Source organism: Micromonospora sp. L5 (assembly GCF_000177655.2).
In the GTDB taxonomy this organism is placed as follows: Bacteria; Actinomycetota; Actinomycetes; order Mycobacteriales; family Micromonosporaceae; genus Micromonospora; species Micromonospora aurantiaca.
Window position 1 is genome coordinate 2,675,169 of the sequence record NC_014815.1, and the last position, 25,470, is coordinate 2,700,638.

At 73.1% G+C, this 25,470-nt stretch carries 22 protein-coding genes and 1 tRNA gene; 11 read left to right on the forward strand and 12 right to left on the reverse strand.

The window, feature by feature from the left end; all coding sequences use genetic code 11:
• Nucleotides 1-51: 51 nt before the first annotated feature.
• Nucleotides 52-1,335: an MFS transporter gene (locus tag ML5_RS12790; protein ID WP_013474964.1), complete on the reverse strand. Its 1,284-nt coding sequence runs from the start codon at nt 1,333-1,335 to the stop codon at nt 52-54.
• A 110-nt stretch (nt 1,336-1,445) separates the two neighbouring features.
• Between ML5_RS12790 and ML5_RS12795 the strand changes: the two genes are divergently transcribed.
• Complete coding sequence (locus ML5_RS12795) at nt 1,446-1,919, forward strand: hypothetical protein (protein ID WP_225319843.1); 474 nt, start codon at nt 1,446-1,448, stop codon at nt 1,917-1,919.
• Between the two features lie 71 nt (nt 1,920-1,990).
• Here ML5_RS12795 and ML5_RS12800 read toward each other — a convergent pair whose 3' ends face one another.
• From ML5_RS12800 to ML5_RS12815, 4 genes are all read right to left on the reverse strand, one after another.
• The gene (locus tag ML5_RS12800) at nt 1,991-3,094 is read right to left on the reverse strand and encodes a calcium:proton antiporter (protein ID WP_013289031.1); all 1,104 of its coding nucleotides are present in this window, start codon (nt 3,092-3,094) and stop codon (nt 1,991-1,993) included.
• Nucleotides 3,095-3,170: 76 nt separating this feature from the next.
• Nucleotides 3,171-3,845 carry an HAD family hydrolase gene (locus ML5_RS12805; protein WP_013474966.1) on the reverse strand — a complete coding sequence of 225 codons (675 nt, stop codon included), beginning with the start codon at nt 3,843-3,845 and terminating at the stop codon, nt 3,171-3,173.
• Between the two features lie 80 nt (nt 3,846-3,925).
• Nucleotides 3,926-4,002, reverse strand: a tRNA-Pro gene (locus ML5_RS12810).
• A 139-nt stretch (nt 4,003-4,141) separates the two neighbouring features.
• Nucleotides 4,142-5,035 carry a metallophosphoesterase gene (locus tag ML5_RS12815; protein ID WP_013474967.1) on the reverse strand — a complete coding sequence of 298 codons (894 nt, stop codon included), beginning with the start codon at nt 5,033-5,035 and terminating at the stop codon, nt 4,142-4,144.
• A 25-nt stretch (nt 5,036-5,060) separates the two neighbouring features.
• Between ML5_RS12815 and ML5_RS12820 the strand changes: the two genes are divergently transcribed.
• A complete protein-coding gene (locus tag ML5_RS12820) occupies nt 5,061-5,516 on the forward strand; it encodes a GatB/YqeY domain-containing protein (protein ID WP_013474968.1) in 456 nt (151 codons plus the stop codon).
• A 76-nt stretch (nt 5,517-5,592) separates the two neighbouring features.
• On the opposite strand, the gene ML5_RS12825 is transcribed toward ML5_RS12820, so the two are convergent.
• Complete coding sequence (locus ML5_RS12825; RefSeq protein WP_013474969.1) at nt 5,593-8,037, reverse strand: transglycosylase domain-containing protein; 2,445 nt, start codon at nt 8,035-8,037, stop codon at nt 5,593-5,595.
• 404 nt (nt 8,038-8,441) lie between these two features.
• Here ML5_RS12825 and ML5_RS12830 point away from each other — a divergent pair, with 404 nt between their 5' ends.
• The gene (locus tag ML5_RS12830) at nt 8,442-8,762 is read left to right on the forward strand and encodes a WhiB family transcriptional regulator (protein WP_013289026.1); all 321 of its coding nucleotides are present in this window, start codon (nt 8,442-8,444) and stop codon (nt 8,760-8,762) included.
• Between the two features lie 9 nt (nt 8,763-8,771).
• Here the strand turns inward: ML5_RS12830 and ML5_RS12835 are convergent, their stop codons facing one another.
• The 3 genes from ML5_RS12835 to ML5_RS12845 are packed head-to-tail and all read right to left on the reverse strand — an operon-like array spanning nt 8,772 to nt 11,577.
• Entirely contained in the window at nt 8,772-9,920 is a 1,149-nt protein-coding gene (locus tag ML5_RS12835) for an ArsA-related P-loop ATPase (RefSeq protein ID WP_176739757.1), read from the reverse strand.
• 54 nt (nt 9,921-9,974) lie between these two features.
• Nucleotides 9,975-10,949: an ArsA-related P-loop ATPase gene (locus ML5_RS12840; protein ID WP_013474971.1), complete on the reverse strand. Its 975-nt coding sequence runs from the start codon at nt 10,947-10,949 to the stop codon at nt 9,975-9,977.
• A 49-nt stretch (nt 10,950-10,998) separates the two neighbouring features.
• Entirely contained in the window at nt 10,999-11,577 is a 579-nt protein-coding gene (locus tag ML5_RS12845) for a hypothetical protein (protein ID WP_013474972.1), read from the reverse strand.
• 335 nt (nt 11,578-11,912) lie between these two features.
• On the opposite strand from ML5_RS12845, the gene ML5_RS12850 reads away from it, so the two are divergent.
• The 7 genes from ML5_RS12850 to ML5_RS12875 all read left to right on the forward strand — a co-directional run bounded on the left by ML5_RS12850 (nt 11,913) and on the right by ML5_RS12875 (nt 19,646).
• Entirely contained in the window at nt 11,913-12,353 is a 441-nt protein-coding gene (locus ML5_RS12850; RefSeq protein WP_013474973.1) for a hypothetical protein, read from the forward strand.
• 62 nt (nt 12,354-12,415) lie between these two features.
• Nucleotides 12,416-12,571, forward strand: coding sequence for a DUF4177 domain-containing protein (locus ML5_RS31815; protein WP_013289021.1), 156 nt, complete (start codon nt 12,416-12,418; stop codon nt 12,569-12,571).
• Between the two features lie 5 nt (nt 12,572-12,576).
• Nucleotides 12,577-13,038 (forward strand): RidA family protein, encoded by a 462-nt coding sequence (locus ML5_RS12855; RefSeq protein WP_013289020.1) that lies wholly within the window; start codon nt 12,577-12,579, stop codon nt 13,036-13,038.
• A gap of 135 nt (nt 13,039-13,173) precedes the next feature.
• The gene (locus ML5_RS12860) at nt 13,174-13,968 is read left to right on the forward strand and encodes an MBL fold metallo-hydrolase (protein WP_030273782.1); all 795 of its coding nucleotides are present in this window, start codon (nt 13,174-13,176) and stop codon (nt 13,966-13,968) included.
• Complete coding sequence (locus tag ML5_RS12865; protein WP_013289018.1) at nt 13,965-17,546, forward strand: adenylate/guanylate cyclase domain-containing protein; 3,582 nt, start codon at nt 13,965-13,967, stop codon at nt 17,544-17,546. Before ML5_RS12860 ends, ML5_RS12865 begins: the two co-directional genes overlap by 4 nt.
• A gap of 135 nt (nt 17,547-17,681) precedes the next feature.
• Nucleotides 17,682-18,140, forward strand: coding sequence for a hypothetical protein (locus ML5_RS12870; RefSeq protein WP_013289017.1), 459 nt, complete (start codon nt 17,682-17,684; stop codon nt 18,138-18,140).
• Nucleotides 18,141-18,170: 30 nt separating this feature from the next.
• The gene (locus ML5_RS12875) at nt 18,171-19,646 is read left to right on the forward strand and encodes a serine/threonine-protein kinase (protein WP_013474974.1); all 1,476 of its coding nucleotides are present in this window, start codon (nt 18,171-18,173) and stop codon (nt 19,644-19,646) included.
• Here ML5_RS12875 and ML5_RS12880 read toward each other — a convergent pair.
• On the reverse strand, nt 19,633-20,097 hold the full coding sequence (locus ML5_RS12880; RefSeq protein ID WP_013289015.1) for a hypothetical protein: 465 nt from the start codon (nt 20,095-20,097) through the stop codon (nt 19,633-19,635). The two genes, ML5_RS12875 and ML5_RS12880, sit on opposite strands and share 14 nt — an antisense overlap.
• Before the next feature lie 235 nt (nt 20,098-20,332).
• On the opposite strand from ML5_RS12880, the gene ML5_RS12885 reads away from it, so the two are divergent.
• Nucleotides 20,333-22,111 carry an alpha/beta hydrolase gene (locus ML5_RS12885; protein ID WP_013474975.1) on the forward strand — a complete coding sequence of 593 codons (1,779 nt, stop codon included), beginning with the start codon at nt 20,333-20,335 and terminating at the stop codon, nt 22,109-22,111.
• 58 nt (nt 22,112-22,169) lie between these two features.
• On the opposite strand, the gene ML5_RS12890 is transcribed toward ML5_RS12885, so the two are convergent.
• A complete protein-coding gene (locus ML5_RS12890; protein WP_013289013.1) occupies nt 22,170-23,333 on the reverse strand; it encodes an acyl-CoA dehydrogenase family protein in 1,164 nt (387 codons plus the stop codon).
• Nucleotides 23,330-25,345 carry a biotin carboxylase N-terminal domain-containing protein gene (locus tag ML5_RS12895; protein WP_013474976.1) on the reverse strand — a complete coding sequence of 672 codons (2,016 nt, stop codon included), beginning with the start codon at nt 25,343-25,345 and terminating at the stop codon, nt 23,330-23,332. Before ML5_RS12895 ends, ML5_RS12890 begins: the two co-directional genes overlap by 4 nt.
• Nucleotides 25,346-25,470 lie beyond the last annotated feature (125 nt).

A 25,470-nucleotide genomic window follows, 5' to 3' on the forward strand; every position in this document is an offset into this window, starting at 1 on the left:
CCGCACCGCCGACGGGCCCCGGAGCGTTCAGCTCCGGGGCCCGTTCGCGTGTCAGGCCACGCCGGCCGGCTGCTTGGCCGGGGCGGGGGCCAGGCGGCCGTCCTGCGTGGCGGTGAGCAGCGGACGCAGCGACAGCGCGAGCACCGAGGCGGCCAGGCAGCCGCCCACCACGACCGCCACCCACACCCGGCCGTGCGCCGCGCCGATCAGCGGCCCGGCGGTGACCGGACCGACCACGCCGCTGATCCCGAAGATCATCGAGCTCATCGCGTTGTACCGGCCGCGCAGCTCGTCGGTGGCCAGCGCGTTTGTGAGCGCGGGCATGACCGGCGACAGCATCGTCTCGCCGAACCCGAAGATCGCCGAACAGGCCACCACGCCGAGCGCCGCGAGCACCGCGTTGCCGCTGCCCACCACACCCGCCGCGCCGAGCACCAGCCACGCGCCGGCGAAGACCGCGCCGACGGTGGCGAGTGCCCGGGTACGGCTGCGCCCCTCCAACCGCCGGATCACCAGTAGCTGCGAGAGCACGATCATCACGGTGTTCGCGGCGAGCGCCCACGCCACCACCCGGGGCGTCACCTCGACCACCCGGACCGAGTACGCCGCGAAGCCCACCTCGATCTGCGCGTACCCGCAGGTGGTGAGTACCAGGCCGAAGACGACCAGGCGGCGGAACGGCCGGTCCCGCAGCACCGTGAGGTAGCCGCCACTCCTCCGGTCGTCGGCCTTCGCGCCCGTGGCCAGGATCGGCCGGTGCCCCACGTTCGGCAGCGTGAGCAGGATCAGGGCCGGAGTCAGGTAGCTCACCGCGTCCAGCAGGTAGATCACCTCGAAGGTGATCGGACGGGCCACGTCGACCACCGCGCCGGAGATCAGACCGCCTGTGCCGATGCCCAGGTTGAGCAGCGCGAAGTTGAGCCCGAAGACGCGCTGCCGCTCGCCGTCACCGGTCAGCGAGGCGAGGATCGTGTTCTGCCCGGCCCAGATCGCCGAACTGCCCACCGCGACGACCGTCATCACGCCGAACGCCGAGGCGGTCGAGTCGACCAGCGCCAGCGAGCCGGTCCCGACCGCCTCGATCACCAGGCAGGGCAACACCACCCGGCGCGCGCCGAACCGGTCGATGAACGTGCCGGCCAGCGGCGACAGAGCGAGCGTGACAGCGCCGAACCAGCCGATCACCAGCCCGGCCCGGGTGTCGGTCAGGCCGCGTACGTCGGTGAGGTAGATGAACAGGAACGGCAGGGTGAGGCCGCGCCCGACAGCGGAGAACAAGGTGCCGAGCAGGATCCGGCGGGCTTCGGGACGGGCGGGCAGGGCGCGGCGCAGCATGGCAGGGATTCTGTTCGGCGGGTACGACTACCGCGACCCGTTTACCCCTTACACAGGTGGTCGCCGGGCCGGAAGGTGAGCGATCACACGTGCTCTGCCATGCTGACCCGGTGACCACGACCTGGCGGCACCTGCCCGCACCGGCCCGCGAGATCGCCGAGACGGCCACCGACGCGGTGAGCGCCGCGCAGGCCCGCGACGCCGAGGCGTACGCCCCGGCCGTCGAGCGGCTGGCCGCCGCCGACCGGGCCGGGCTGGTGCTCGGCGGCGTGGTCCGGCTGCTGCTGGAGGAGGGCCACCCGGACGGGCTGGACGGCGACGACGTACGCCAGGTGCTCGAACAGTGCGTCCGTTCGGCGGCGTCCTGGTGGCCCGACGTCGACCCGCACGTGCTGCTGGTGCTGCTGGCCGGCGCGCTCGGCGTCTACGACCCGGGCGACGACGAGAACCCGCCCGCCCCGGCGGCGATCGCCCGGCACGCGCCGCTGCTGGTGGCCGACCTGCTGGCGGTCACCGGGCGCCCGTTCGCCGAGTACCTGACCGCCGCGTTCGCCGAGGTGGCGCGCACGGAGATGCACGACTGACGGTCTGCCTGCCTTCTGGCCCGCGGCCCGCGGCCCACGTCCTGGCGGCGGGCCACGGCCGGCGCGGCGGCTTACGGGCTGGCGGCCAGGAAGACGAACGCGGCGAGCAGCACCAGGTGCACCCCGCCCTGGAGCACAGTCGCCCGCCCCGGCACCACGGTGAGTACCGCTGCCACAGCGGTCAGCGCCAGCAGCGTCATCTGGGTGCCGCCCAGGCCCAGCACCAGCGGCCCGTCCAGCCAGATCGAGGCGATCGCGATGGCCGGGATGGTCAGGCCGATGCTGGCCATGGCCGAGCCGAGCGCGAGATTGAGGCTGATCTGCACGCGGTCCCGCCGGGCTGCCCGGGCGGCGGCGAGCGTCTCCGGCAGCAGCACCAGCAGCGCGATGACCACGCCGACGAACGCCTGCGGCAGGTTGGCCGCGCCGACCGCCGTCTCGATCGCCGGGGAGATCGTCTTCGCGTCGCCCACCACCGCGACGAGCGCCACCACCAGCAGGGCCAGGCTGGCCAGCGCGGTACGCGTGGACGGCGGCTCGGCGTGCCCGTCACCGTTCTTGTCCTCGGCGAGGATGCTGCCCTCCTGCGTGACCGGGAGGAAGTAGTCGCGGTGCCGGCCGGTCTGCACCATGACGAACAGCAGGTAGAGCGCCAGCGAGGCGACCGCTGCGAAGGCGAGCTGCGCCGGGGAGAACTCCGGTCCCGGCCGGCTCGTGGTGAACGTCGGCACCACCAGGCTGAGCGTGGCGAGCGTGGCCACAGTGGCGAGCGCCCCGCCGGTGCCCTCCGGATTGAACACCGCGACCTGCCGCCGCAGCGCGCCGAGCAGCAGCGACAGGCCGAGGATGCCGTTGCAGGTGATCATGATGGCGGCGAAGACGGTGTCCCGCGCCAGCGCCTGCGTCTTGTCCCCGCCGCTGATCATCAGCGTGACGATCAGACCGACTTCGATCACGGTGACCGCCACCGCGAGCACGAGTGACCCGAACGGTTCACCGACCTTGTGCGCGACCACCTCGGCGTGGTGCACCGCCGCCAGTACGGCCGCGGCGAGCAGGGCCGCCACCACGAAGATGAGCGGGCCGGGCAGCTCCCGTCCCCAGGTCATCACGAGCACGAGCACGGCGACCAGGGGCGCGACGGTGGTCCAATCGGTCAGGCGGGATCGGATCATCGGCGACATGCGCACACTTTGCCAGGAGGCAGGGGCAACCGCGCGTGGCGGGGTGGCTTCGGGCAGTTCCGTCGATCTAATCGGCCGAGGCCGGTTGCTCCACGTGGGCGGGCAGGTCACCGAGGTTCGCGATCACCGGTCCGATCCAGCCCGGGTCGGTGTCCTGGTGTTCCGTGGTCCGGAGCACCGTCATGCCGGCCGCCGCCGCGCCGGCCAGCTCGCCGTCCGCGCCGTCGCCCACGTATACGCAGTCGGCCGGCGTGACGCCCAGCCGCTGCGCGGCCGCACGGTAGATCGCCGGGTCCGGCTTGGCCAGCCCGACCTCGCAGGAGAACACCGTGACGTCGAAGCGCCGCGCGAGCGGGACGGCCGCCCACGCCTCGGCCGTCTCGGAGGTGGCGTTGCTGATCAGGGCCAGCCGGTGCCCGCGCTCCCGCAGCGCGTCGAGCACGTCCAGCGTGGCGGGCGAGACGCGACCCAGCACCCGGTGGGCGAGGGTCAGCCGGTGCGCGGCGGCGCGGGTCACCTGCTCATCGGTCGGCGAGCCGCCGAGGCGCCCGGCGAGGATGCGGACGGTCTCCTCCGCGTTCCACCGGACGAGCCGGTCCCGCCAGGTCGCGTGGTACGCGTCGACGAGCGCCGCCGGATCGACCCCGACCATGAGCGCCATCTCGCCCACCACGCGGTCCCGCTCGTCGTCGGCGCCGTGGACCAGGGTGTGGAAGAGGTCGAAGACGACCGGCCGTGGCATGGCGGGATCCTACTGCGACGGTGAGCGGGGCCGGGGAAACGCAGAGGGCACATCCGAGATCGGATGTGCCCTCTTACCTCTGGTCGGGGTGGCCGGATTCGAACCGACGACCTCTTCGTCCCGAACGAAGCGCGCTACCAAGCTGCGCCACACCCCGAGGCGTGCCGACAAATAGTAGCCCACCCGCCCCCACGGTCAAACTCGGTACCCCCCGCCCTCCGCCCCCGGCAGATCTTGGTACGGATCAGCCCTCCGAGGGGCGGCCGCGTACCAAGATCTGCCGGGATCAGCGGGGGTCAGCGGGAGATCAGGGTGAGGATGCTGGCCTCGGGTGGGCAGGCGAAGCGGATCGGGGCGGTGGGGTGGGTGCCGAGGCCGGCGGAGACGTGCAGCCAGGAGCCGGAGCCGGGCCAGCGGTGCAGCCCGCGCGCCATCGAGCGGGGCAGTCCGCAGTTGGTCACCAGCGCGCCGTACCCGGGCACGCAGACCTGGCCGCCGTGGGTGTGCCCGGCCAGCAGCAGGCCGAAGCCGTCGGCCGCCATCCGGTCCAGCAGGACCGGCTCCGGGGAGTGCGACAGCGCGATGGACAGCGCCGCGTCGCGGCTGACCGGGCCGGCCACGGCGTCGTAGTCGTCCCGTTCGATGTGGGGGTCGTCGACGCCTGCCAGCTCGATCTCCCGCCCGCCGGCCTTGAGCGTGGTGCGGGCGTTGTTCAGGTCGGCCCAGCCGGCGCCGGTGAGGATGTCGCGCAGTTCCTCGTACGGCAGCGGCACACCCTCGGTGTACTCCCGGTCGGGCAGGAAGTAGGTGAAGGGGTTCTTCAGGACCGGCCCGGTGTAGTCGTTGGAGCCGAAGACGAACGCGCCGGGCAGGTCGAGCAGCGGTTGCAGGGCGCGCAGCACGCCCGGCACCGACTCGGGGTGCGCCATGTTGTCGCCGGTGACCACGACCAGGTCCGGGTCGAGTGCGGCCAGGGAGGCCACCCAGTCCTGCTTGCGTCGCTGGCCGGGCATCATGTGCAGGTCGGAGAGGTGCAGCACCCGCAGCGGTTCGGCGTCGGTCGGGAGCACCGGCACGTCGTACCGGCGGAGGGTGAACATGTTGCGCTCGACGAGCGACGCGTACGCCAGGGTGGCCGCGCCGGCGGCGACGGTTCCGGCCGCGAGCCGGAATAGTGTGCGCTTTCGCATGGCGTTCAGGGTAGTTTCACCGTCCATGAGCACGCTGAAGGACCGTCTCACCGCCGACATGCGCGCCGCTCTCAAGGCGCGCGACGAGCTGACCACCTCCACGCTGCGGATGGCCCTGGCCGCCGTGGGCAACGCCGAGGTCGCCGGCCGGGAAAAGCGCGAGCTCAGCGACGACGAGGTGCTCGCCGTGCTGACCAAGGAGGCGAAGAAGCGCCGCGAGGCGGCGGTGGCGTTCGCCGACGCGGGGCGCGACGAGCAGGCCGGCAAGGAGACCGCCGAGGGCGAGGTGCTGGAGCGCTACCTGCCCAAGCAGCTCTCCGACGAGGAGCTGGCCGAGCTGGTCTCGGGGGCGCTCGCCGCGGGCGGCTTCACCGGTAAGGCGCAGATGGGCCCGGCCATGAAGGCGGCCCAGGCCGCGGTGGCCGGCCGGGCCGAGGGTGGTCGGGTGGCCGCCGAGGTACGCCGCCAGCTCGGTCTCTGACCCGGCGCTTCCGTAGCGCGGAAACGACGACGGCCACCTCCCGGAGGAGGTGGCCGTCGCTGTCTGCTGTCCGGGATCAGTTCCCGGGTCGTCCCGGTCTGCCGTTACCCGGTCCGCCCGGGCCACCCGGCCGGTCCGGTGTCGCGGTGCCGCCCTGCTCCGGGGTGCCGCCCTGGCCGGAGCTGACCTCGATCATCACCACGCCGCCCTTGATGGTGCGCCCGTCGGGGCTGGTGCCGGCCGCGGTGCCGGCCGGGCACTCCGACGGCACCTTGTTGCTGGAGACCACCGGCTCGAAGCCGGCACCCTTCAGCCGGGACTTCGCGGTCTCGATCGACTCGCACTTCACGCCCGGGATGGAGCGCTGGTCGCCCAGGACGATCTTGCCGCTGGGCGGGGTGAAGTTCTTCCGCTCCTTGCCCTTCATGGCGTCACGCAGCGTCTGGTAGACCGCCGGGTTGATACCCTGGGGCGTCTCGTCGTGGCCCATCTTCTGGTTGGTCTGCGGCCAGTCCGGGTCGGCCATGATGCCGGCCACCGCATACTGCTTGGTCATCGCGACCAGGGCCGAGGTGCGGTCGGAGTCGGTGGTGCCGGACTTGCCGGCCACGGGCGCGTTGACGATGTTGCGGACGTTGCCGGCGGTGGCGGGGCCGCACTTGGTGGTGGAGGAGCGGTCACCGACCGGGCAGCGCGCGGCGTCGACGGCGGCGCGGGCCACCTCGGTGCTGACCCGCTGCTCGCAGCGGGGGTTGGCGACGTCCAGCTTCTCACCGTCCGGACCGCGGATCTCCTGCACCGGGATCGGCTCGCAGTACTTGCCGTCGGCGGCGAGCGTGGCGTACGCGTTCGCCAGCTCCAGCGGCGTCGTCTGGGAGACGCCGAGGCTGAACGCGCCCCACTGGTGCGGGTTGGCGGCGAGCTGCGCGTCGCTCGACGAGCGGAACGTGATGCCGAGCTTCTGCGCGGCCTTCACCACGTTCTCCGCGCCGACCCGCTGCTGCAGGTCGATGAAGAACGTGTTCACCGAGAAGCCGAAGCCGCTCCACATGTTGTGCATGCCGGCCATCGCGGGGTTGGCGTTCTTCGGGCAGTACTTGCTGGTGCCCGGGCAGGCGGCGGGGGAGTTGAACTCGACCGGGTAGTCCGACTTGAACACCGGCTGCGCGTTGATGGGGTAGCTGAGCGGGTAGCCCTTCTCCAGCGCGGCCACCAGCGTGAAGATCTTGAAGGTCGAGCCGGCCTGGTAGCCGGCGATGCCGGGACCACCGGTGACCAGCGGGTTCACCGTGTTGGGGTAGTTGCCCCGGATCTTCTTCTTGGCCTTCTTCGGGTCGCTGGAAATCTTGTTCTGCGGGTCGGCCGGGTCGTCGAGCTTGAAGTTCCGGTTCACCGCCACGGCACGGACCCGGCCGGTGCCCGGTTCGACAGCGGCCACCATCCGGGCCGCCTTGCTGCTCTCGCCGAGCTTGTTGCGGACGGCCTTGTCGGCGCCCTTCTGCGCCTGGACGTCCAGCGTGGAGATGATCGTGTAGCCGCCGCTCTTGAGCCGCCGCTCCCGGTCGTACGAGGTGGCGCCGAACGTCTCCTGCTGGAGCCACCAGCGGTAGAGGTAGTCGCAGAAGAAGCCCCAGGAGCGGGTGGTGGTCTGGGTGCAGCCGTTCGGGGTGCGCTTGCCCCTGACCTCGAGCTTGATCTTCTTGGCGGCGTCCGCCTCCTGCTGGTTGATCGCGCCGATCTGCACCATGTTCTGGATGACGTAGTCGCGCCGGCCGACCGCCTCGGGGTAGCCCGACTTGGTGGTCGGGTCGAACGAGGTGGGGGCCTTCACCATGCCGGCGAGCATCGCCGACTCCTGGATGTCGAGCTTGCTCGGCGGCTTGTTGAAGTAGACCTGGCTGGCCGCCCAGATGCCGTACGCGCCGTTGCCGAACGCGGCGATGTTCAGGTAGCGCCGGAGGATCTCGTCCTTGGAGAGTTCCTTGTCGACCTGGAGCGCCAGGCTCATCTCGCGCAGCTTGCGACCGCTGGTGTCCTCGGTCGCGGCCACGACGTCGGCCGGGTGGGTGGCCGAGTAGGAGATGGCCAGCCGGACGTACTGCATGGTGAGCGTCGACGCGCCCTGCCGGGAGGAGCCGGCGGCCTGGTTGTTGACGAAGGCCCGCGCCACACCGTTGATGTCCACGCCGTTGTGCTTGTAGAAGTCGTGGTCCTCGGCCGCGATGATGGCCTTCTGCATGTACGGCGAGATGTCCTTGAGCTGGACGTCCTTGCGGTTCTCGTCGTACATCGTGGCCAGCACGGTCTTGCCGTCGGCCGCGAGCAGCTTGGTGATCTGGGGTGCCCGGGCGACTGTCAGCTCCTTGGGCAGCGCCTCGAACGTCTCCGCTCCGGCCTTGGCGGCCAGTCCGGACATCGCTGCCACGGGGAAGGCCGCCGCGGCGACCACCACTCCGGCCAAGAGGCCGCAGATCAGCAGCGATGCGGCGTTGGTCAGCACGTTGTGGTCACGTTTCCGCATCCAGGTCACCTCGACAGGGTACGCGAGTAGGAATCGGCGGGCGCGTGGGGAAGTTTCCCCATTTCCTGCATGCGCCGGCCTCGTTGTGCTAAACGCACGAGCCCTGGTCCGGGGTTGCGTGAGATCCGGCGGAAGTCTCTGCCGAAGTCCGGCAGTGGCGCAGCGTTTTCACGTACTCGGGCGGGGTAGTCGCGGGGCGAAAGCCCGGGAAGCCGGGAGTGTCCGGAATGATGGATTTCGCCGACAACGTTGCGTAATCGGGCGACTACACAGCATGATGGTGGCGGCGACCGCAGCCATGAGTCGTTTGTGCCGCCCTGGGGAGGCCGGCGCGAACGACCGGGGGGAAGTACGAGGGCTGCTCGCGCGAAGTCGGTAGGTACTGCAAGGGGGGACGTGTACAGATGGGCATGATCACTGACTGGCCGTCACTGGCGGCGTGTCAGAACGGAGACCCGGACGCGTTGTTCGTACAGGGCGCCGAACAGAACGTGGCGAAGAGGATCTGCCGGAGCTGCCCAGTTCGGTACGAGTGCCTGGCCGACGCGCTCGACAACCGGATCGAGTTCGGGGTGTGGGGTGGCATGACCGAGCGCGAACGCCGGGCGTTGCTGCGCCGCCACCCGCAGGTCACCAGCTGGCGCAAGATGTTCGAGGCGGCCATGAAGAAGAACGCCAAGGAGAAGGCCGGCAAGGACAAGATCCTGGTCACCACGGCCAACTGACCGGACCGGTCAGCTCCGGCTGATCGCCTCGCCGATCGTCCGCAGCCCGTCGACGTCGTGCACGTCGGCGGGCTGCGCCGTCACCGACACCGCCGGCACCGCCGGGAACGCCTCGGTGAACCGGGCCGCCACCTGCTCCTCGCGTACCGCCTGCTGGGCCAGCGCGGCGTGCGCGCGCAACACCTCGACGGTGCCCTCGTGCCCACCCACGCCGGCCAGCCGCTCCGCGGCGGCCAGGCTCTCCGCGGCGGACAGGTCCGCCGCCGGCCGGTGCACCCGGTTGAGCACCAGCCCGGCCAGCGGCATCCGCTCCTCCCGCAGGCGACCGGCGAAGTAGGCGGCCTCCCGGACCGCGTCCGGCTCCGGCGCCGCGACCAGCAGGAACGCCGTCTCCCGGGCCTGGAGGATCCGGTACGTCTGTTCGGCGCGCTGCCGGAACCCGCCGAACATCGAGTCGAGGGCGGCCACGAAGCCGGACAGGTCGGTGAGCAGCTGGGCGCCGATCACCTTCTGCACCACCTTGGAGAACATCCCGAAGCTCGCCGTGACCAGGCTGAACATGCTCCGCCCGCCGCTGCGCGCCGGGGCCAGCAGCAGCCGCAGCATCCGGCCGTCGAGGAACCGGGACAGCCGGGCCGGCGCGTCCAGGAAGTCGAGCGCGGAGCGCGACGGCGGCGTGTCCACCACGATCAGGTCCCACTCGCCCCGGGCGTGCAACTGGCCCAGCTTCTCCATCGCCATGTATTCCTGCGTGCCGGCGAAGGTGGAACTCATGGCCTGGTAGAAGGGGTTGGCGAAGATCTCCGCCGCCTTCGCCGGGTCGGTGTGCTGGAGCACCACGTCGTCGAACGTGCGCTTCATGTCGAGCATCATGGCGTGCAGTTCACCGCCGCCGGCCTCGACGTCGATGCCCTTGACCTGCCGGGGTGTGTTGTCCAGTTCGGTCAGGCCGAGCGACTGGGCCAGCCGGCGCGCCGGGTCGATGGTGAGCACCACCGTCCGCCGGCCGTGCCGCTCGGCCGCGCGCAGCGCCAGCGCCGCCGCCGTGGTCGTCTTGCCCACGCCGCCCGCCCCGCAGCAGACCACGATCCGTACGCCGTCGTCGGCGAGGATCTGGTCGACGTCAAGCGGAGGCGCCGCGTCTTCGGAAGGCACCAATCGAGCGTATCGGTCCCGAGGGGCACTCTGCTCCGTGCCGGCCGCAGGTGTGAGTCAATCCGCCCGGACGAGGGCCTCGGCGAGCGTCTCCAGCCCGGCCCGGTCGACCCCCTCGGGCAGCAGCGGCAACTCGACCAGGGGCAGGCCGAGATCCACCAGGTCACCCCGGAGGGAGTCCTCCAGATCACGGCGTACCTGCTGGTCACGGGCTTCCTCGACGAGCCCGGCCACGGTCGGGCCGTCGGTCGGCAGGCCGGCGGCGGCCAGCCCGCGCTTCAGCTCGGCCGCTGTCACCGCCCGACCGGCCGGCACCGGCGGGCGGACGCCGTTGACGATCACGCGGCCGACCGGGAAACCGAGCTGGGTCAGCTCCGCGACCGCGTCGAGCGTCTCCTGGACCGGCATCTCCTCCAGCAGCGTGACCACGTGCACAGCGGTCATCGGCGACCGGAGCAGCGCGGAGACGCCCTCGCTCTGGGTCTTGATCGGGCCGACCTTCGCCAGCCGGGCGGTCTCCGCCGTCACGTTCAGGAAGCGGCCGATCCGCCCGGTCGGGGGCGCGTCCAGCACCACCGCGTCGTACGTCCGGCGCGACCCGCTGGTCCGGGTGGTCGCCTCCTTGACCTTGCCGGTGAGCAGCACGTCGCGCAGGCCCGGCGCGATCGTGGTGGCGAAGTCGATCGCGCCGAGCTTGCGCAGCGCCCGGCCGGCGGCGCCGAGCTTGTAGAACATGTCCAGGTATTCGAGGAGCGCCTCCTCGGCGTCCACCGCCAGCGCCCGCACCTCACCGCCGCCGGGCGCGTCGGCGAGGTGCCGTTCCTCGTACGGCAGCGGGTCGGTGCCGAAGAGCTGGGCGATGCCCTGCCGGCCCTCCACCTCGACCAGCAGGGTGCGCCGGCCCCCGGCGGCCAGGCCGAGGGCCAGCGCGGCGGCCACGCTCGTCTTTCCTGTGCCGCCCTTGCCGGTCACCACGTGCAGGCGGGCCGGCCATCTGCCGGCGGACTCGGCCGGCTGCTCACTCGCTGCCACCCGTCGAGCCTAACCAGCCGTTGGGACCAGCTCTGTCCGGCCGGTGGGATCAGCCGACCTCGCAGACCCACCAACCCGTCTTCCGCACCACTGTGAAACGCAGCGCCTGCTCGGCGACCTTCTCGTCGGCGGTGGTCATGGTCACCCGGGCGGAGACGGTGGCCCGGTCCCCGGTCTGGTTGTCGACGGTCGGGGTGGGCCAGCGGAACCGGGGGTTCTGGTACTGCGCGACGTACTTCTGGACCTCGGCGACCTTGGTGGTGATCTTCTCGTCGTCGCGGGCCGCGGAGCAGACGAACGTCGCAGCCTTCTCGGCGTCGCGCTCCTGGTAGACGGCCTTGAGGAAGCCGTCCACCGCGACCTGCGGCTCCTTCGCGCCCTGGCCGTCCTCGCTGTTGCGCAGCGCGAGGAATGCGGCAGTGCCCCCACCGCCGCAGAGCAGGACCGCGGCGGCCAGCACCAGCGAGACGATCAGCACCGCCGGTCGCTTGCGCGGCTGGGGTTCGGACGGGTACGCCGGCGGGCCGGCCGGGGGTGCGGATCCCGGCGGCGCGCCGCCGGTGGGCGGCGGTTGCGGATTCGGGTCGCCGGGCGTGCCGGTGTCGCCACCGACGGGCGGTTGGGTCATCTGTCTCCCCCGGGTTGCGGCTCCCGTCGCCGCCCCAGGCGACGGGCACGGGTCGAGGTGTGCGGGCGCGCGTCGGCGCGCGTCCAGTCCGGAAGGGTATCGGTCGGCGGGGCGCTTGCCAGCCCCGCGTACGCGCCCCGCCGGACGGAGACGGCTACCGCGATCCCGACCAGCCTTGTGTCGCAAATGTGACTGGACGTGACGAGGCGTGCGCGTCCCGTTGCCGGGACTTGTCGCAGGATCTACGTTCGTCCCCGACGCGGAGAGCCGGGCCGGGGACGGCTCCGAGCCGGATTGCGGTGTTGGTGAACAGGTACGACGCCCGGAGGCGAAGGATGCGCGACGCGGAGAACAGTCCTCGGGGCCAGTTCCCCGGTGCCCGGGCCGGACGGCCGGGTGAGGCCGAGGGACCGGGCGCGCCGTTCAACGAGCGCTCCTACGGCCCTCCGGCCGACGTGGTCCGGACGCTTCCCCGTTCCGGCGGGAGGGGGCGGGACGAGGACGAGCCCGGCTACGTCATCCACCTCCAGGTCCGGGTGCCCGACCTGGCGGCGGCCACCGCGCTCGCCGGCACCGTGGCCACCTCGCTGGGCTTCCTGATGGAGCTGGACGCGGGCGAGACCACCGTCTCCACCGCCGACGACCAGAACAACAGGCACCGGGTCTTCTGCGACCTGCTGCTGCCCGACCGCAGCCGGTGCCCGCAGCGCTTCGAGCACGAGGGCCCGTGCGGCGAGCCGCCGCCGGCGCCGGAGCCGCGTCCCGCGTCCTGGTGACCGCGGCGGACCGTAGGCTGTGCCTGACCGAAGTCCAAGTCAGGCAAGGGAGCCCTCCTCCGATGCAGAAGTGGGAATACGCCACGGTGCCGCTGCTGGTCCACGCGACCAAGCAGATCCTCGACAACTGGGGCGAGGACGGCTGGGAACTGGTCTCCGTGGTCCCCGGCCCGAACCCGGAGCAGCTCGTCGCGTACCTGAAGCGTCCGAAGGGCTGACCTCGATGAGCAACGGACCCCAGGCGAAGCTCGCCGAGCTCGGCCTCGAACTGCCCGAGGTGGTGCCGCCGGTGGCCAGCTACGTACCGGCCGTCCAGTCCGGGCAGCACGTCTACGTGTCCGGCCAGCTGCCGATGGCCGAGGGCAAGCTGCTCGCCACCGGGAAGGTCGGCAACGGCGTCTCGGCCGAGCAGGCGAAGGACCTGGCGCAGCGGTGCGCGCTGAACGCGCTCGCCGCGATCGACGCGCTGGTCGGGCTGGAGAACGTGGTCAAGGTGGTGAAGCTGACCGGCTTCGTGGCCAGCGCACCCGGCTTCACCGGCCAGCCCGGCGTGATCAACGGCGCCTCCGACCTGTTCGGCGCCGTGTTCGGCGAGGCCGGCCGCCACGCCCGCAGCGCGGTAGGCGTGGCCGAACTCCCCCTCGACGCCCCGGTAGAGGTAGAGGTCATCGTCGAGGTCGCGTGACCGTGCCCTCTCGCCCGCCGCGAGAGCCCGCGATCTTGCGGTTGCGGCCCCGGCAGAAGCCCCACACGGGGACAAAGCTCGGGCCGGAACTGCAAGATCGCGGGGAGCGGCGGGCGGAGTCGTACGATCGCAGCCATGGGTGGGCGTATGGCCGGGGCCGCGGGGGCGCTTGCGGAGGAGCTACCGGCGTGGGTGACGTTGCTGCGTGCGCCGAACCCGGGGCCGATGACGCTCGACGGGACCAACACCTGGGTGCTGCGGGCCGGGCCGGACGCGCCCGCCGTCGTGGTCGACCCGGGGCCCGCCGACGAGGGGCACCTGGCCGCGATCGCGGCGCAGGGGCGCATCGGGTGCGTGCTGATCACGCACGGGCACGCCGACCACACCGAGGGCGCGCCCCGGTTGCGTGAGCTGCTCGACGGCGTACCGGTGCTCGCCGCCGACCCGGCGCACACCGCCGGAGGTGAGCCGCTCAGCGCCGACACCGCGCTCGACGTGGGGCTGGACCTGCGACTGCTGCCCACCCCCGGGCACACCGCCGACTCGGTCTGCCTCGTCGCCGCGCACGGCGGCGAGCGCGTCGTGCTGACCGGCGACACCATCCTCGGCCGGGGCACCACAGTGGTCGCCCACCCGGACGGGCACCTCGGCGACTACCTGTCGAGCCTGGAGCTGCTCTCCACGTACCGGGAGATCCCGGCGCTGCCGGGCCACGGCCCGGCGCTGGCCGACTGCGGTGTGGCGGCCGACTTCTACCTGGCCCACCGGCGGGCCCGGCTGGACCAGGTGCGCGCCGCCGTCGCCGCGGGCGCCACCACCGCGGCCGAGGTGGTCGCAGTGGTCTACGCCGACGTCGACAGGTCGCTGTGGTGGGCCGCCGAGTGGTCGGTCCGGGCCCAGCTCGAACACCTCGGAGTGGAGCAGCCGTGACCTGCCCGGTGTGCGGAACCGTAGCCGTGCCCGGGGCGCGGTTCTGCCACAACTGCGGGGCGGCGCTGCCGGCTGCCGCCACGCTGCCCGCGGCCGAGCGCCGCGTGGTGACCGTGCTCTTCGGTGACCTCTCCGACTTCACCTCCTGGTCGGAGGACCTGGACCCGGAACGGGTCGGCGCGGTCACCGACCGGGTGCTGGCGGCCCTCGCGGGAGCGGTCAAGACCTTCGGCGGGCACGTCGACAAGCTCACCGGCGACGGGATCATGGCGGTCTTCGGCGCCCCGGTCGCGCACGAGGACGACGCCGAGCGGGCGGTCCGCGCGGCGCTGTCCATGCAGCGTGCGGTGCGGCGGGTGCTCGACGACGAGCGCGGCGGCGGCGCGCCGCTGGGCCTGCGCGTCGGCCTCAACACCGGAGACGTCATCGCCGGCATCCAGGCGGCGATCGAGTACACGGTCATCGGCGACACGGTGAACACCGCCGCCCGGCTGGCCGACGCCGCCGCGGTCGGCGCGGTCTACGCCGGTGCGCGCACCTCCGCGGCCACCCGGCACGTCGCCTCCTGGCGGGCGCTTCGCCCGCTGCGGCTCAAGGGCAAGCGGGAACCGGTCGAGGCGTACGAGCTGCTGGGCCTGCTCGACGCGCCCGGCACCCGGTCCGGCCTCGGTGACGAGGCGCCGTTCGTGGGCCGGGAGACCGAGATCGGCCGGATCGCCGGCCGGCTCGCCGAGGTGATCGACAGGGGCGAGCCCCGGGTGCTGCTGATGACCGCCGAGGCGGGGATCGGCAAGTCCCGGTTCGCGGCCGAGGTGGAACGCCTCGCTGCCGGCTACGACGTCGGCGCCGGGCGGTACGCGGCGCACACCGGCGCCCGCGTGCTCTCGGTACGCTGCGCGGCGTTCGGCGAGCGCCGCCGGCTGGCGCCGCTGGCCGACCTGGTCCGGGCCGCCGTCGGCCTGCCGGGCGACGCGGCCACCGCCGTCACCCGGCCGGCCGTCGAGGAGCGGCTGCGCCGCCTCGGCCAGCGCCTGTCCCGGCTCCCCGGCGACCCGCCGCCGATCGCCGTGGACCAGCTCCTGGCCCTGCTCGGGTACGCCGAACTCCCGCCCGCCACCGAGAACGGCGAGTGGAACGCGGCCGGGCCGCCGCCGGACGACGAGGCGGTGCCGACCGCCGTGGCGGACCTGCTCAGCGCGCTCGCCGGTGAGGCGCCGCTGGTGATCGTGGTGGACGACCTGCACGACGCCACCGCCGAGACGCTCAAGGCGCTGGCGCTGACCCTCAACCGGCTCAGCGGGCCGGTGCTGGTGCTGCTGCTCGGCCGTCCCGAGCTGGTACGCACCGCCGGCGCGCTGACCCGCGTCGCGGACGCCGAGGTGCACGCGCTGCCGCCGCTGCGCGGCGCGGACGCCTCCCGGTTGCTCACCAGCTACCTGTCCGGTGGCCGCATGCCCCAGACCGACGCGGACCGGCTGCTCGCCACCGCGCAGGGCAACCCGTTCTACCTGGCCGAGCTGGTCACGCTGCTGATGGAGCGCGGTGCGCTCACCGCCGGCCCGGGGCGGGGCGCCGACGTCGGCTGGCGACTCGCCCCCGGCTCGCTCGGCAGCCGCCTGCTCTCCCGGGACCTGGCCGCGGTGCTCGCCGCGCGTATCGACGCGCTGCCGCCCAACGCCCGCTCGGCGTTGCGCGATGCCGCCGTGGTGGGCGACACCGTGCCGGCGGGAGCGCTGGAGGCGTTGCGGGAGCAGCGGGTCGGACGGGACGGGCGGCCCGCCGCGGTGGCCGCCGTCGAGCTGGACCGGGCCGTGGAGGAGCTGCTGCAACGGCGCATGCTGCACCGCACCCGCAGCGGGTTCGCCTTCGCCACCCCGCTGATGCGGGAGGCCGCGTACGCCGGGGTGAGCAAGGCCGAGCTGGCCGAGCGGCACGCGGCGCTGGCCCGCTGGGCCGCGCCGGAGAGCGTCGACGAGACCGGCGGCGCCCCGGGGGGCGCGTTCACCGAGGCCGCCCGGGACGACTTCGTCGCCGAGCACGTGGAGCGGGCCACAGCGCTCGCCGACGCGGTCAAGCTGCGCCCGGACGCGCCGGCCCGGGCGGTCACCCCGCTGGGCGTGGCCGCGCTGGGCCGGGCCGCCCGCCGGTCGCTGCGGTCGGGGGAGCCGGCGCTCGCCGTCGAGTACGCCGAGCGCGCGGCCGAGCTGGCCCGCGACGGGGTGCCACCGGCGGACCGGGTGGTGCACGCCCGGGCGCTGCTCCAGATCGGCCGCCCGGCCGACGCGCTCGCGTTCGCCGAGAAGATCGCCGCGAACACCGGCGACCCGGCCACCCGGACCGCTGCGCTGCTGCTCGCCGGGCAGGCCCAGCAGACACTCGGTGACGCCGAGCGGGCCGAGTGCAACTGGCAGGAGGCGTTGCAGGTGGCCACCGACGCCGGTCTGCCCACGCTGCGGGCGTCGGCGATGCGGCGGCTCGGCATGGCCGACTTCATCGCCGGCCGGCTCGGGCAGGCGAGCAGCCGGCTGGCCGCGTCCTACCAGGTCAGTCTCGCCGCGCGGGATCCCCGCGGGCAGGCCTGGTCGTTGCAGAACCTGGCCTGGGTGACCACCACCCGGGGCGACTTCGCCGGCACCGACGCGGTGCTCGGCCGGGCCGCCCGGCTCTTCGCCGAGCTGAAGGACCCGTACGGGCGGGCTTGGCTGCGCGGCACCACCGCGTTCGCCCGGCTGCTCGCCGGCCGGCTGCGGGAGGCGTGCCGGATGGCGCGGGTGTTCCTGCCGTTCGGGGAGCGGGTCGGCGAGGCGTGGGCGGTGGGGACGCTGCGCGCGGTCGAGGCGTACGCCACCGCCGAGCTGGGCGACCTGGCCGAGGCGGACCGGGCGGCGCGGCGCGCGTACCGGGACTTCGCCGAGGTGGGCGACGACTGGGGGCAGGGCTTCGCGCTGGTGGTGCGCGGGGTGGTGGCGCGCGGGCTGGGCGAGCCGGAACACGCGGCCGACCTGTTCACCGAGGCGCTCGAGTACGCCGACCGGACCACCCACCCGTTGCTCACCGGCATGGCCGGCACGCTGCGCGGCTTCGTGGCGCTGGACATGGGCGACCATGAGACAGCCGAGCGGGAGGCGCGGTCGGTGCTGACCCGGGTGGAGCCGCACAACCCGCAGGCGCCGGCCCAGGTCGCGCCGCGGGTGCTGCTCGCCATGGCCCGGCTCGCGGCGGGTGACCCGGGCACCGCTGTGGGGCTGCTCGCCCCGGTCGCGACCGGCGCGGCGAACGCGCCCTCGCTGCTGTTCTCACGGCGGCAGACGATGGCCCGGTACGCCGCCGCGCTGCTCGCCCACGGCCAGCGCGAGCAGGCGCTTGACTGGGCTCAGCGGTCGATCACCGCCCCGGCCGAGGACGTGCGCAGCCAGGTGGTGGCGCTGCTGGTGCTGGCCGAGGCGCTCGACGCCTGCGGTCGCCGGGCCGAGGCGCTGACGAACGCGGAGGAGGCGGTACGCCTCGCGTACGCCACCGAGCAGCGCAGTGAGCGGATCGTCGCGGACGCGTTGCGGGTCCGCCTCTCCGGCGGCTGACCGCCCGTTGTTCTGACGGTTCCGGGGATGTGTTCGTCGGTGGAGCCGGTTAGCGTGGGGCCGCGACAGTGGTGGATCGACTGCCGCCTCCCGGTGCGCGCCTGCGTCACCGGCGGACCACGCTGGGGAGGAACGATGAGGCTGCCGCGCTCGGGCGCCGGCTGGACGATCGCGGTCTTCGGGCTCCTCGCGCTGCTGCTCGGCGCGCTCGGTCTGATCTGGCCGGAGACGCAGCTGCGCCTGCTCGGCTTCGAGGTGCCGGCCGAGCGCGCTCCGGGCGACTACACCGGCACATTCCTCACCGCGTCCTCGATGGCCTCGTTCAACATGGGGGTCTACTACCTGCTCGCCGTCGCCACCGAGTGGCGGCCGTTCTACCGGTTCACCGTGTGGTTCCGCCTGGTCACCTTCACCGTGTTCACCATCGCGGTGCTCTCCGACGTCGCGCCGGATCGCTTCTTCGCGGTCGCCGCGTGGGAGGGCCTGGGCGCGGTTGCGACGGCGGTCGGCCTGTGGTGGGACGCCCGCCGGGCGGCCGCCGCCACTGACGACTCCGTCCCGGGTCCGGTGCCGGCCACCGACACGGCGCGCTGACGGGTCCGGATCGTTGGGTATTTTCGAGTCGTGACCGAGACCCCGCCCGGCGCCCTGCGGCTGCCCATCGTGCCCGGTCTGACCGATCTGCAGGTGTTCGCCCGGGGCGGGTACGCCACCATCTACCGGGCCACCCAGATCTCGGTGGGGCGCGAGGTCGCGGTCAAGATCGAGAACCGCACGCTGGACAGCGAACGCGACCAGGCCCGTTTCCTGCGCGAGGCCCGTGCCGCCGGGCGGATGTCGTCGCACCCCCACGTGGTGGACCTGTTCGACGTCGGCGTCACCGTCGACCAGCACCCCTACCTCATCATGGAGCTGTGCGACGGCTCGTACGCCGAGCGGATGCGCACCTCGCCGCTGGGCCCGGCGGAGACCCGCGACCTCGGCGTGAAGATCGCCGACGCGCTGGCACACTCGCACGCGGCGGGCGTCCTGCACCGCGACGTCAAGCCGGCGAACATCCTGCACTCCGAGTTCAACTCGGCCGTCCTGGCCGACTTCGGCCTGGCGGTGCTCGCCGAGTTCCGCGACTCCTCGGTGATGCTGGAGGCGCTCACCCCGGCGTACGCGCCACCGGAGACGTTCAACCACAGTCCACCCACGCCCGCAGTCGACGTCTACTCGCTGTGCGCCACGCTCTACGCGGTGATGTACGGCCGTCCGCCGCGCTGGCACTCCGAACGCAACCCGAGCCTGGTCACCGTGCTGGAGATGTTCCAGCAGCCGATCCCGGGCCTGCCCGGCGTGCCCGGTGAGCTGATCGACGTACTCCGGTTGGGCATGTCGAACGACCCGGGCGCGCGGCCCTCCGCGGTCGAACTGCGCGGCCTGCTCGCCTCGCTGCCGCTGGACGGCGCCCCGGCGACCGGCGGCCTGTACGACGGCGGCACCGGCGACCGGTTCCACCGCACCGGCGGGCCGAACCCGCGGCCGCCCGCGGACGACGACCACCCGACGGTGGCCTCGCGTGGCCGGCGCTGGCCCAAGCGCTGGTTCCTCGGCGGCGCCGGTGTGCTGGCGCTCGCCGCCTCGGCCGGTGGCGGCTGGGTGGCAGGCGGGCACACGCCGGCCGTCACGCCCACACCGGCGACCAGCGGCGTGGCCGGGGTGGCGCCGGTGCCCGGCTGCGCGTCCGCCGACGTGCGGCTGCCCGCCGGGGCGCGCTGCGCGACGGAACTGGAGTGCTTCGGTCCGGTACGGCTGCGCCGCGACCGGGCCGAGGCGAGCCGGGTGCCGTGCGACGGCCAGCACACCTGGGAGACCTACGCCGCCGGTGACCTGCCGGCCGGTCTCGCCGGGGCCCGCCACGAGACGGTGGCGGCCGACCCGGCCGTCGGGCGGGTGTGCAACGCCGACACGTTCCGGCTGGTCAGCGGCGGCAAGTCGGCGAGCGGGTGGAACCTGGAGGTGCTGCCGCCGGAGGCCGAGGCGGACCGCACCTACCGCTGTCTGGCCGGCCGGGGCGTCAACGCGCTCGCCGGCCCCACGCTCACCGGTCGCTGAGCCCGTTCACGGTCCGGCCCTGCCGGACCGACCGCGGGTCGAGCGTCTCCAGCGTGTCGGCGTCCACCGCCGTCGTCGCCCGCATGCCGCGTACCACCCGCGGGTCGAGCGTCTCCAGCGTGTCCGCGTCGATCGGCTGGCCCGCCGGCGTGCGCAGGTTCCGTACCGCGCGCGGGTCGATCGCCTCCAGCGTGTCGGCGTCCACTCCGTACCCCTGGTGGGGGACCGGCCAGGTCTCGGCCTGCGGGGCGGGCCCGCCGGTGCCGCCGGGCTGACGCGCGGCGGTGATCGTCACTCCCGTGATCATGGCGAGCAGGACGCAGACCAGGGCCAGCACGACCGACAGGATGCCGGGCGGACGCCACACGGCGAGGGTCACCACCGCCGCCACCGTCGCCAGGGACGCGACGACGGCCTTCGCCCGCGCATCGGGCTTCGGGAACGATCTCACCCGACAAGCATGGCCCAGCGCGTCCACCTGTCAACCGGCGGGATGAGACGGCTTCCCGTCACCGGCGCTCCACTTCGGAGTCGCAGGTAGCGACGATCGAGAAAAAATCGTTACATCATCTGGTTGTTTGCCGTATCGATCCCCGTTTGGGGGCCACTAACGTGGGCGTCGATCCCTACAGTGACGGGGGTCGAGGTCTCCTCGACGGAACTGTTCCCCGACGGAAGGCAGCCTCATGCCCCGTGCAATCCGATCCCTGGCCGCAACCGGGATCGCCGGCGTCCTCCTCGCCGGACCGGCCGTCGCGCCCGCCGCGGCGGCGACTCCGCAACCACCCGCGCACGACAGGACCACCGCCGCCGAGGCGCGCCGGGTGGACCGCGTGCCGACGCCGAAGCTCGACTGGTACGCCTGCTACGACTACGCCGAGTGCGCCACGGTCCGGCTCCCGCTGGACTACGACAACCCGAAGGGCGCCACCACCGAGGTCGCCCTGCTCCGGGTCAAGGCCCGCGACCAGCAGCGCAAGGTCGGCAGCCTCTTCCTCAACCCGGGTGGCCCGGGTGGCTCCGGCACGAGCATCGCGCTCGCCGCGCCCTACTTCCTCGGCGACGACCTGCTCGACCGTTTCGACATCGTCGGCGTCGACCCGCGCGGCGTCGAGGCCAGTGAGAACATCAAGTGCTTCCGCTCGGTGAAGGACCAGACCCGCGCGTACGCCGGGCTGAACGTCGCGTTCCCGTGGACCAAGGCGGAGGAGAAGGCGTACGTCGCGGCGTCCAAGGCGGTCGGCAAGGCGTGCTCCACCACCGGTAAGCCGCTCACCGGCGCGGCGTCCACCGCCGAGGTGGCCCGCGACATGGACGTGCTGCGCCGCGCCGTCGGCGACAAGTTGCTCAGCTACCTCGGCTTCAGCTACGGCACCGCGCTGGGCCAGTACTACGCCAACATGTTCCCGGACCGCTTCCGCGCGCTGGTCGTCGACGGCGTGCTCGACCCGAACGCCTGGATCGGCCAGGGCAGTGCCCGCAACCAGCTCCAGGAGACGCGGCTGCGCAGCGCCGACGGGGCGTACCGGGCGCTGCGGGAGATCCTGACCCGGTGCGGCAAGGCTGGCGCCGAGCAGTGCGAGCTCGCCGCCACCGGCAACCCGCTGGCCGCGTACGACACGGTGGCGAAGCGGCTGCGCAAGAAGCCGGTGGTGATCGAGGACCCGGACTTCGGCTCGTTCACCGTCAGCTACGCCGACTTCGTCGGTGCCACGCTCGGTGCGCTCTACGACCCGTACGGCTGGCAGTCGGTGGTGGACCTGACCGTCCAGCTCCTGGCCCTGACCGACCCGGCCGCCGGCAAGGCCGCCACCGCCACGGCCCGCAAGGCACTCGCCGCCCGCGCCGCGCAGGCACGGCAACAGCGGGGGTACGACTTCCCGTACGACAACGGGCTGGAGACGTTCCTGACCGTCGACTGCACCGACGCGTACCACCCGAAGAGCGCCGACGCCTGGCCGGCGCTGTCGGCGAAGGAGGACAAGCGGGCGCCCTACTTCGGGCGGGCGTGGGCCTGGGGCACCTCGCCCTGTGCCCGCAACACCTGGACGGTGCGGGACGAGGACGCCTGGACCGGGCCGTTCAACCGGGTCACCGCCGCCCCGGTGCTGGTGGTCGGCAACTACTGGGATCCGGCGACCAACTACCAGGGGGCGGTCAGCTCGGCGAAGCTGCTGCCGAACAGCCGCCTGCTGAGCAGCGACAGCTGGGGCCACACCGCGTACGGCACCTCGGCGTGCGTGACCGGCCGGATCGACGCGTACCTGCTCACCGGCAAGCTGCCGGCCAAGGGCACGCTCTGCGTCGGTGACGCGCAGCCGTTCCAGGAGGACGCGGCGGCCGGCCGGGCGGAAGCGTCGAAGAGCGCGCTGGCCCGGGCGGGCGAGCCGAGCCGGGGCGAGCCGAAGCGGCTGCCGCCGGTGGCGACGCCGCGCCCGGCGGTCGGCACGCTGACCGTCCGCTGACGGACCCCCGGGGTACGGCGGGTGATCGGGCACCCGCCGTACCCGGGGCCCACCCCGGTCAGTAGGACTTGTCCTGGCCGAGGACGTGCTGGGCGACGAAGTTGAGGATCATCTCCCGGCTGACCGGGGCGATCCGTCCGGCGCGTACCGCGCCGAGCAGCGTCGCCACGCCGTACTCGGTGGTCATGCCGGCCCCGCCGAGCGCCTGCACGGCGGTGTCGACGGCGAGCGCTGCGGCCTCGCCGGCCGCGTACTTGGCCATGTTGCCGGAGATGCCTGCTTCCAGGTCGCGGCCCGCGTCGTAGAGCGTCGCCGCCTTGTGGATCATCAGTCGGGCCAGCTCGACCTGCACTGCCGCGTGCGCCAGCGGGTGCGAGACGCCCTGGTGCGAGCCGATCGAACGTCCGCCCCACACCTTGCGGGTAGCGGTGTAGTCGCTTGCCCTCTCGATCGCGTACCGGCCGGTGCCGGCGCCCATCGCGGCAACAGTGATGCGCTCCGGGTTGAGGCCGGCGAACAGGGCGGGCAGCCCGGCGTCGAGCGATTCACCGACGAGCGCGTCGGCGGGGAGCCGGACGTCGTCGAGGAAGAGCAGGAACTGGTTCTCCGGCGACAGGATCTCCATGTCCAGCTTGGACTTCTCCAGGCCGGGCGCGTCGGTCGGCACGATGAACAGCGCCGGCTTCAACTTCCCGGTGGACGCGTCCTCGGTACGAGCGACCACGAGGACGTGCCCGGCCTCGTCCACCCCGGAGATGTAGATCTTCCGGCCGCTGAGCAGCCAGTCGTCGCCGTCGCGGCGGGCCACTGTGGCGAGGCGGTGGAAGTTCGATCCGGCGTCCGGCTCGGTGATCGCGAAGACGATCTTCTGGGAGCCGTCGGCGAGGCCGGGGAGGTGCTTCTTGCGCTGCTCCTCCGTACCGTGCTTGTTGATGATCGTGGCGGCGATGGCGGGGGAGACCACCAGGAGCAGCAGCGGGCAGCCGGTCGCGGCCAGCTCCTCGCACACCAGCGCCAGCTCGGTGATGCCGCCGCCCCCGCCGCCGTACTCGGTGGGGATGTTCACGCCCAGGTAGCCCAGCCGTCCGGCCTCGTGCCACAGCTCGGTGGTGTGCTCGCCGGACCTGGCCTTCTCGACGAAGTAGGAGTGGCCGTACTTGCGGCCCAACGCCCGTACGGCGTCGCGGAGCTGGTCCTGCTCGGGGGTCAGGTCGAAGTTCACTGCGGGTCCTCCTCGGGGTCCACCACGGCAAGTACGGCACCCGTCTCGACCTGGCCGCCGGCCGGCACCGGCAGCTCCGTCACCACGCCGTCGGCGGGGGCGAGCACGGGATGTTCGAGCTTCATCGCTTCCAGCGTCAGCAACAGGTCACCGGCAGCGACCCGCTGACCGACCTCGACGTGTACCCGGGTCACCGCGCCGGGCAGCGGCGCGAGCAGCGACCCGGCCGCCAGCTCCGCGGTGGGCAGGGGCAGGCGGGGCAGTTCGGTGAGGCTCGCCGCCCCGTCCGGGCCGTCCACGAAGACCGACGACCCCGCCCGGTGTACGCGGAAGGCCCGCCGCACCCCGTCCACGTCGAGCACCACCCGGCCCGGGGTGGCAGTCACCAGCTCGACCACCGGCAGCTCGGTGTTAACAGAGGACCCTTCCTCTACCGGATCCGTTAAGAGGGGGCCCTTCCTTCCCCACTCGGCGAGGCCGCCGGTGCGGTCGAGGCGGTAGTGCACCTCGATCTCCTCGCCGTCGCCGACGGTGAAGCGGGTGACCTGCGGGAAGGACGGCACGTTGCGCCAGCCCGACGGCAACCCGGCCAGCACCGGTGCGGCGGCCCGGCGCTCGGCGGCCCCGGACAGCGCCGCCGCCAGCGCCGCCACCGGAAGCTGCTCCGCCGGCAGCAGTGGCGCGAACACCTCCGGGTGCCGGTCCAGGAAGCCGGTGTCGAGGTCCACGGCGGTGAACTCCGCGCTGCGCAGCACGCGGACCAGCAGGTCCCGGTTGGTGGCCACGCCGTGCAGTTCGGCGCGGGCCAGCGCGCCGGCCAGGGCACGGGCCGCCTCGGTGCGGGTGGGCGCCCAGGCGACGAGCTTCGCCAGCATCGAGTCGTAGTGCACGCTCACCGTCGAGCCGTCCACGACGCCGGAGTCCAGGCGCAGGCCACGGGCCGGACCGAACTCGGCTGCCACCCCGGGGATCGCGAACCGGTGCAGCGTGCCGGTGGCCGGGCGGAAGCCCTGAGCCGGGTCCTCGGCGCACAGCCGTACCTCGATGGCGTGGCCGTCGGCCGGTGGCGTGGTGGTGACCGGCAGCGGCTCGCCCTCGGCGACGAGCAGTTGCAGCCGGACCAGGTCCAGCCCGGTGGTCAGCTCGGTGACCGGATGTTCCACCTGGAGGCGGGTGTTCATCTCCAGGAAGTGCACCTGCCCGTCCGGCGCGAGCAGGAACTCCACGGTTCCCGCGCCGACGTAGTCGACAGCCCGCCCGGCCGCCACCGCCGCCTCGTGCAACTCCGCGCGCACGTCGTCGGGCAGCACACCCGGTGCCTCCTCGACGATCTTCTGGTGGCGGCGCTGGATCGAGCAGTCGCGTACCCCGAGGGCCACGACGGTGCCGTGGGTGTCGCCGAAGATCTGCACCTCGACGTGGCGACCGCGTTCCACGTACCGCTCGATGAAGACGGTGCCGTCGCCGAACGCCGCCGCCGCCTCGCGGCGCGCACCAGCGACGGCCTCGGCCAGCCCCGCGGCGTCGCGGACGATCCGCATGCCCCGGCCGCCGCCACCAGCGGCGGCCTTGACCAGCACCGGGAAGGCGGTGACCTCGGCCGGGTCGGTCCAGGTGGGCAGCATCGGCACGCCCGCGTCGGCGAGCATCGCCTTGGCGGCCATCTTGTCGCCCATCGCGGCGATCGCCTTCGCGGACGGCCCGACCCAGGTCAGGCCCGCGTCGGTCACCGCCGCGGCGAACTCGGCGTTCTCGGCCAGGAAGCCGTAGCCGGGGTGGACGGCGTCCGCGCCGGAGCGCCGGGCCGCGTCCAGGATGGCGTCGATGCGCAGGTACGTCTCGGCCGGCGTGTTACCCGGCAGCCGGACGGCCTGGTCGGCGTCGGCCACGAACGGCGCGTCGGCGTCCGCGTCGGAGTGCACGGCGACGGTGGCCACGCCGAGGGCGCGGCAGGTGGCGAAGACCCGGCGGGCGATCTCGCCCCGGTTCGCAACCAGAAGTTTGTTGATCATCCGCGCTGAGCCTGCCTTTCGTTCGCGACTGCGGGACTCCGCTTCGCTGCGTTCCTCGCGCTCACGGTGCCTGCCTTTCGTTCGCGACTGCGGGACTCCGCTTCGCTGCGTTCCTCGCGCTCACG

Excerpts from the sequence above, each read along its gene's own strand:
- ML5_RS12825 (WP_013474969.1), bottom strand. The coding sequence starts at position 8,037 with ATGCGGAAACGTGACCACAACGTGCTGACCAACGCCGCATCGCTGCTG.
- ML5_RS31815 (WP_013289021.1), top strand. The coding sequence starts at position 12,416 with ATGCAGAAGTGGGAATACGCCACGGTGCCGCTGCTGGTCCACGCGACC.
- ML5_RS12790 (WP_013474964.1), bottom strand. The coding sequence starts at position 1,335 with ATGCTGCGCCGCGCCCTGCCCGCCCGTCCCGAAGCCCGCCGGATCCTG.
- ML5_RS12815 (WP_013474967.1), bottom strand. The coding sequence starts at position 5,035 with ATGCGAAAGCGCACACTATTCCGGCTCGCGGCCGGAACCGTCGCCGCC.
- ML5_RS12860 (WP_030273782.1), top strand. The coding sequence starts at position 13,174 with ATGGGTGGGCGTATGGCCGGGGCCGCGGGGGCGCTTGCGGAGGAGCTA.
- ML5_RS12830 (WP_013289026.1), top strand. The coding sequence starts at position 8,442 with ATGGGCATGATCACTGACTGGCCGTCACTGGCGGCGTGTCAGAACGGA.
- ML5_RS12800 (WP_013289031.1), bottom strand. The coding sequence starts at position 3,094 with ATGATCCGATCCCGCCTGACCGATTGGACCACCGTCGCGCCCCTGGTC.
- ML5_RS12855 (WP_013289020.1), top strand. The coding sequence starts at position 12,577 with ATGAGCAACGGACCCCAGGCGAAGCTCGCCGAGCTCGGCCTCGAACTG.
- ML5_RS12850 (WP_013474973.1), top strand. The coding sequence starts at position 11,913 with ATGCGCGACGCGGAGAACAGTCCTCGGGGCCAGTTCCCCGGTGCCCGG.
- ML5_RS12805 (WP_013474966.1), bottom strand. The coding sequence starts at position 3,845 with ATGCCACGGCCGGTCGTCTTCGACCTCTTCCACACCCTGGTCCACGGC.
- ML5_RS12820 (WP_013474968.1), top strand. The coding sequence starts at position 5,061 with ATGAGCACGCTGAAGGACCGTCTCACCGCCGACATGCGCGCCGCTCTC.
- ML5_RS12895 (WP_013474976.1), bottom strand. The coding sequence starts at position 25,345 with ATGATCAACAAACTTCTGGTTGCGAACCGGGGCGAGATCGCCCGCCGG.
- ML5_RS12870 (WP_013289017.1), top strand. The coding sequence starts at position 17,682 with ATGAGGCTGCCGCGCTCGGGCGCCGGCTGGACGATCGCGGTCTTCGGG.
- ML5_RS12885 (WP_013474975.1), top strand. The coding sequence starts at position 20,333 with ATGCCCCGTGCAATCCGATCCCTGGCCGCAACCGGGATCGCCGGCGTC.
- ML5_RS12845 (WP_013474972.1), bottom strand. The coding sequence starts at position 11,577 with ATGACCCAACCGCCCGTCGGTGGCGACACCGGCACGCCCGGCGACCCG.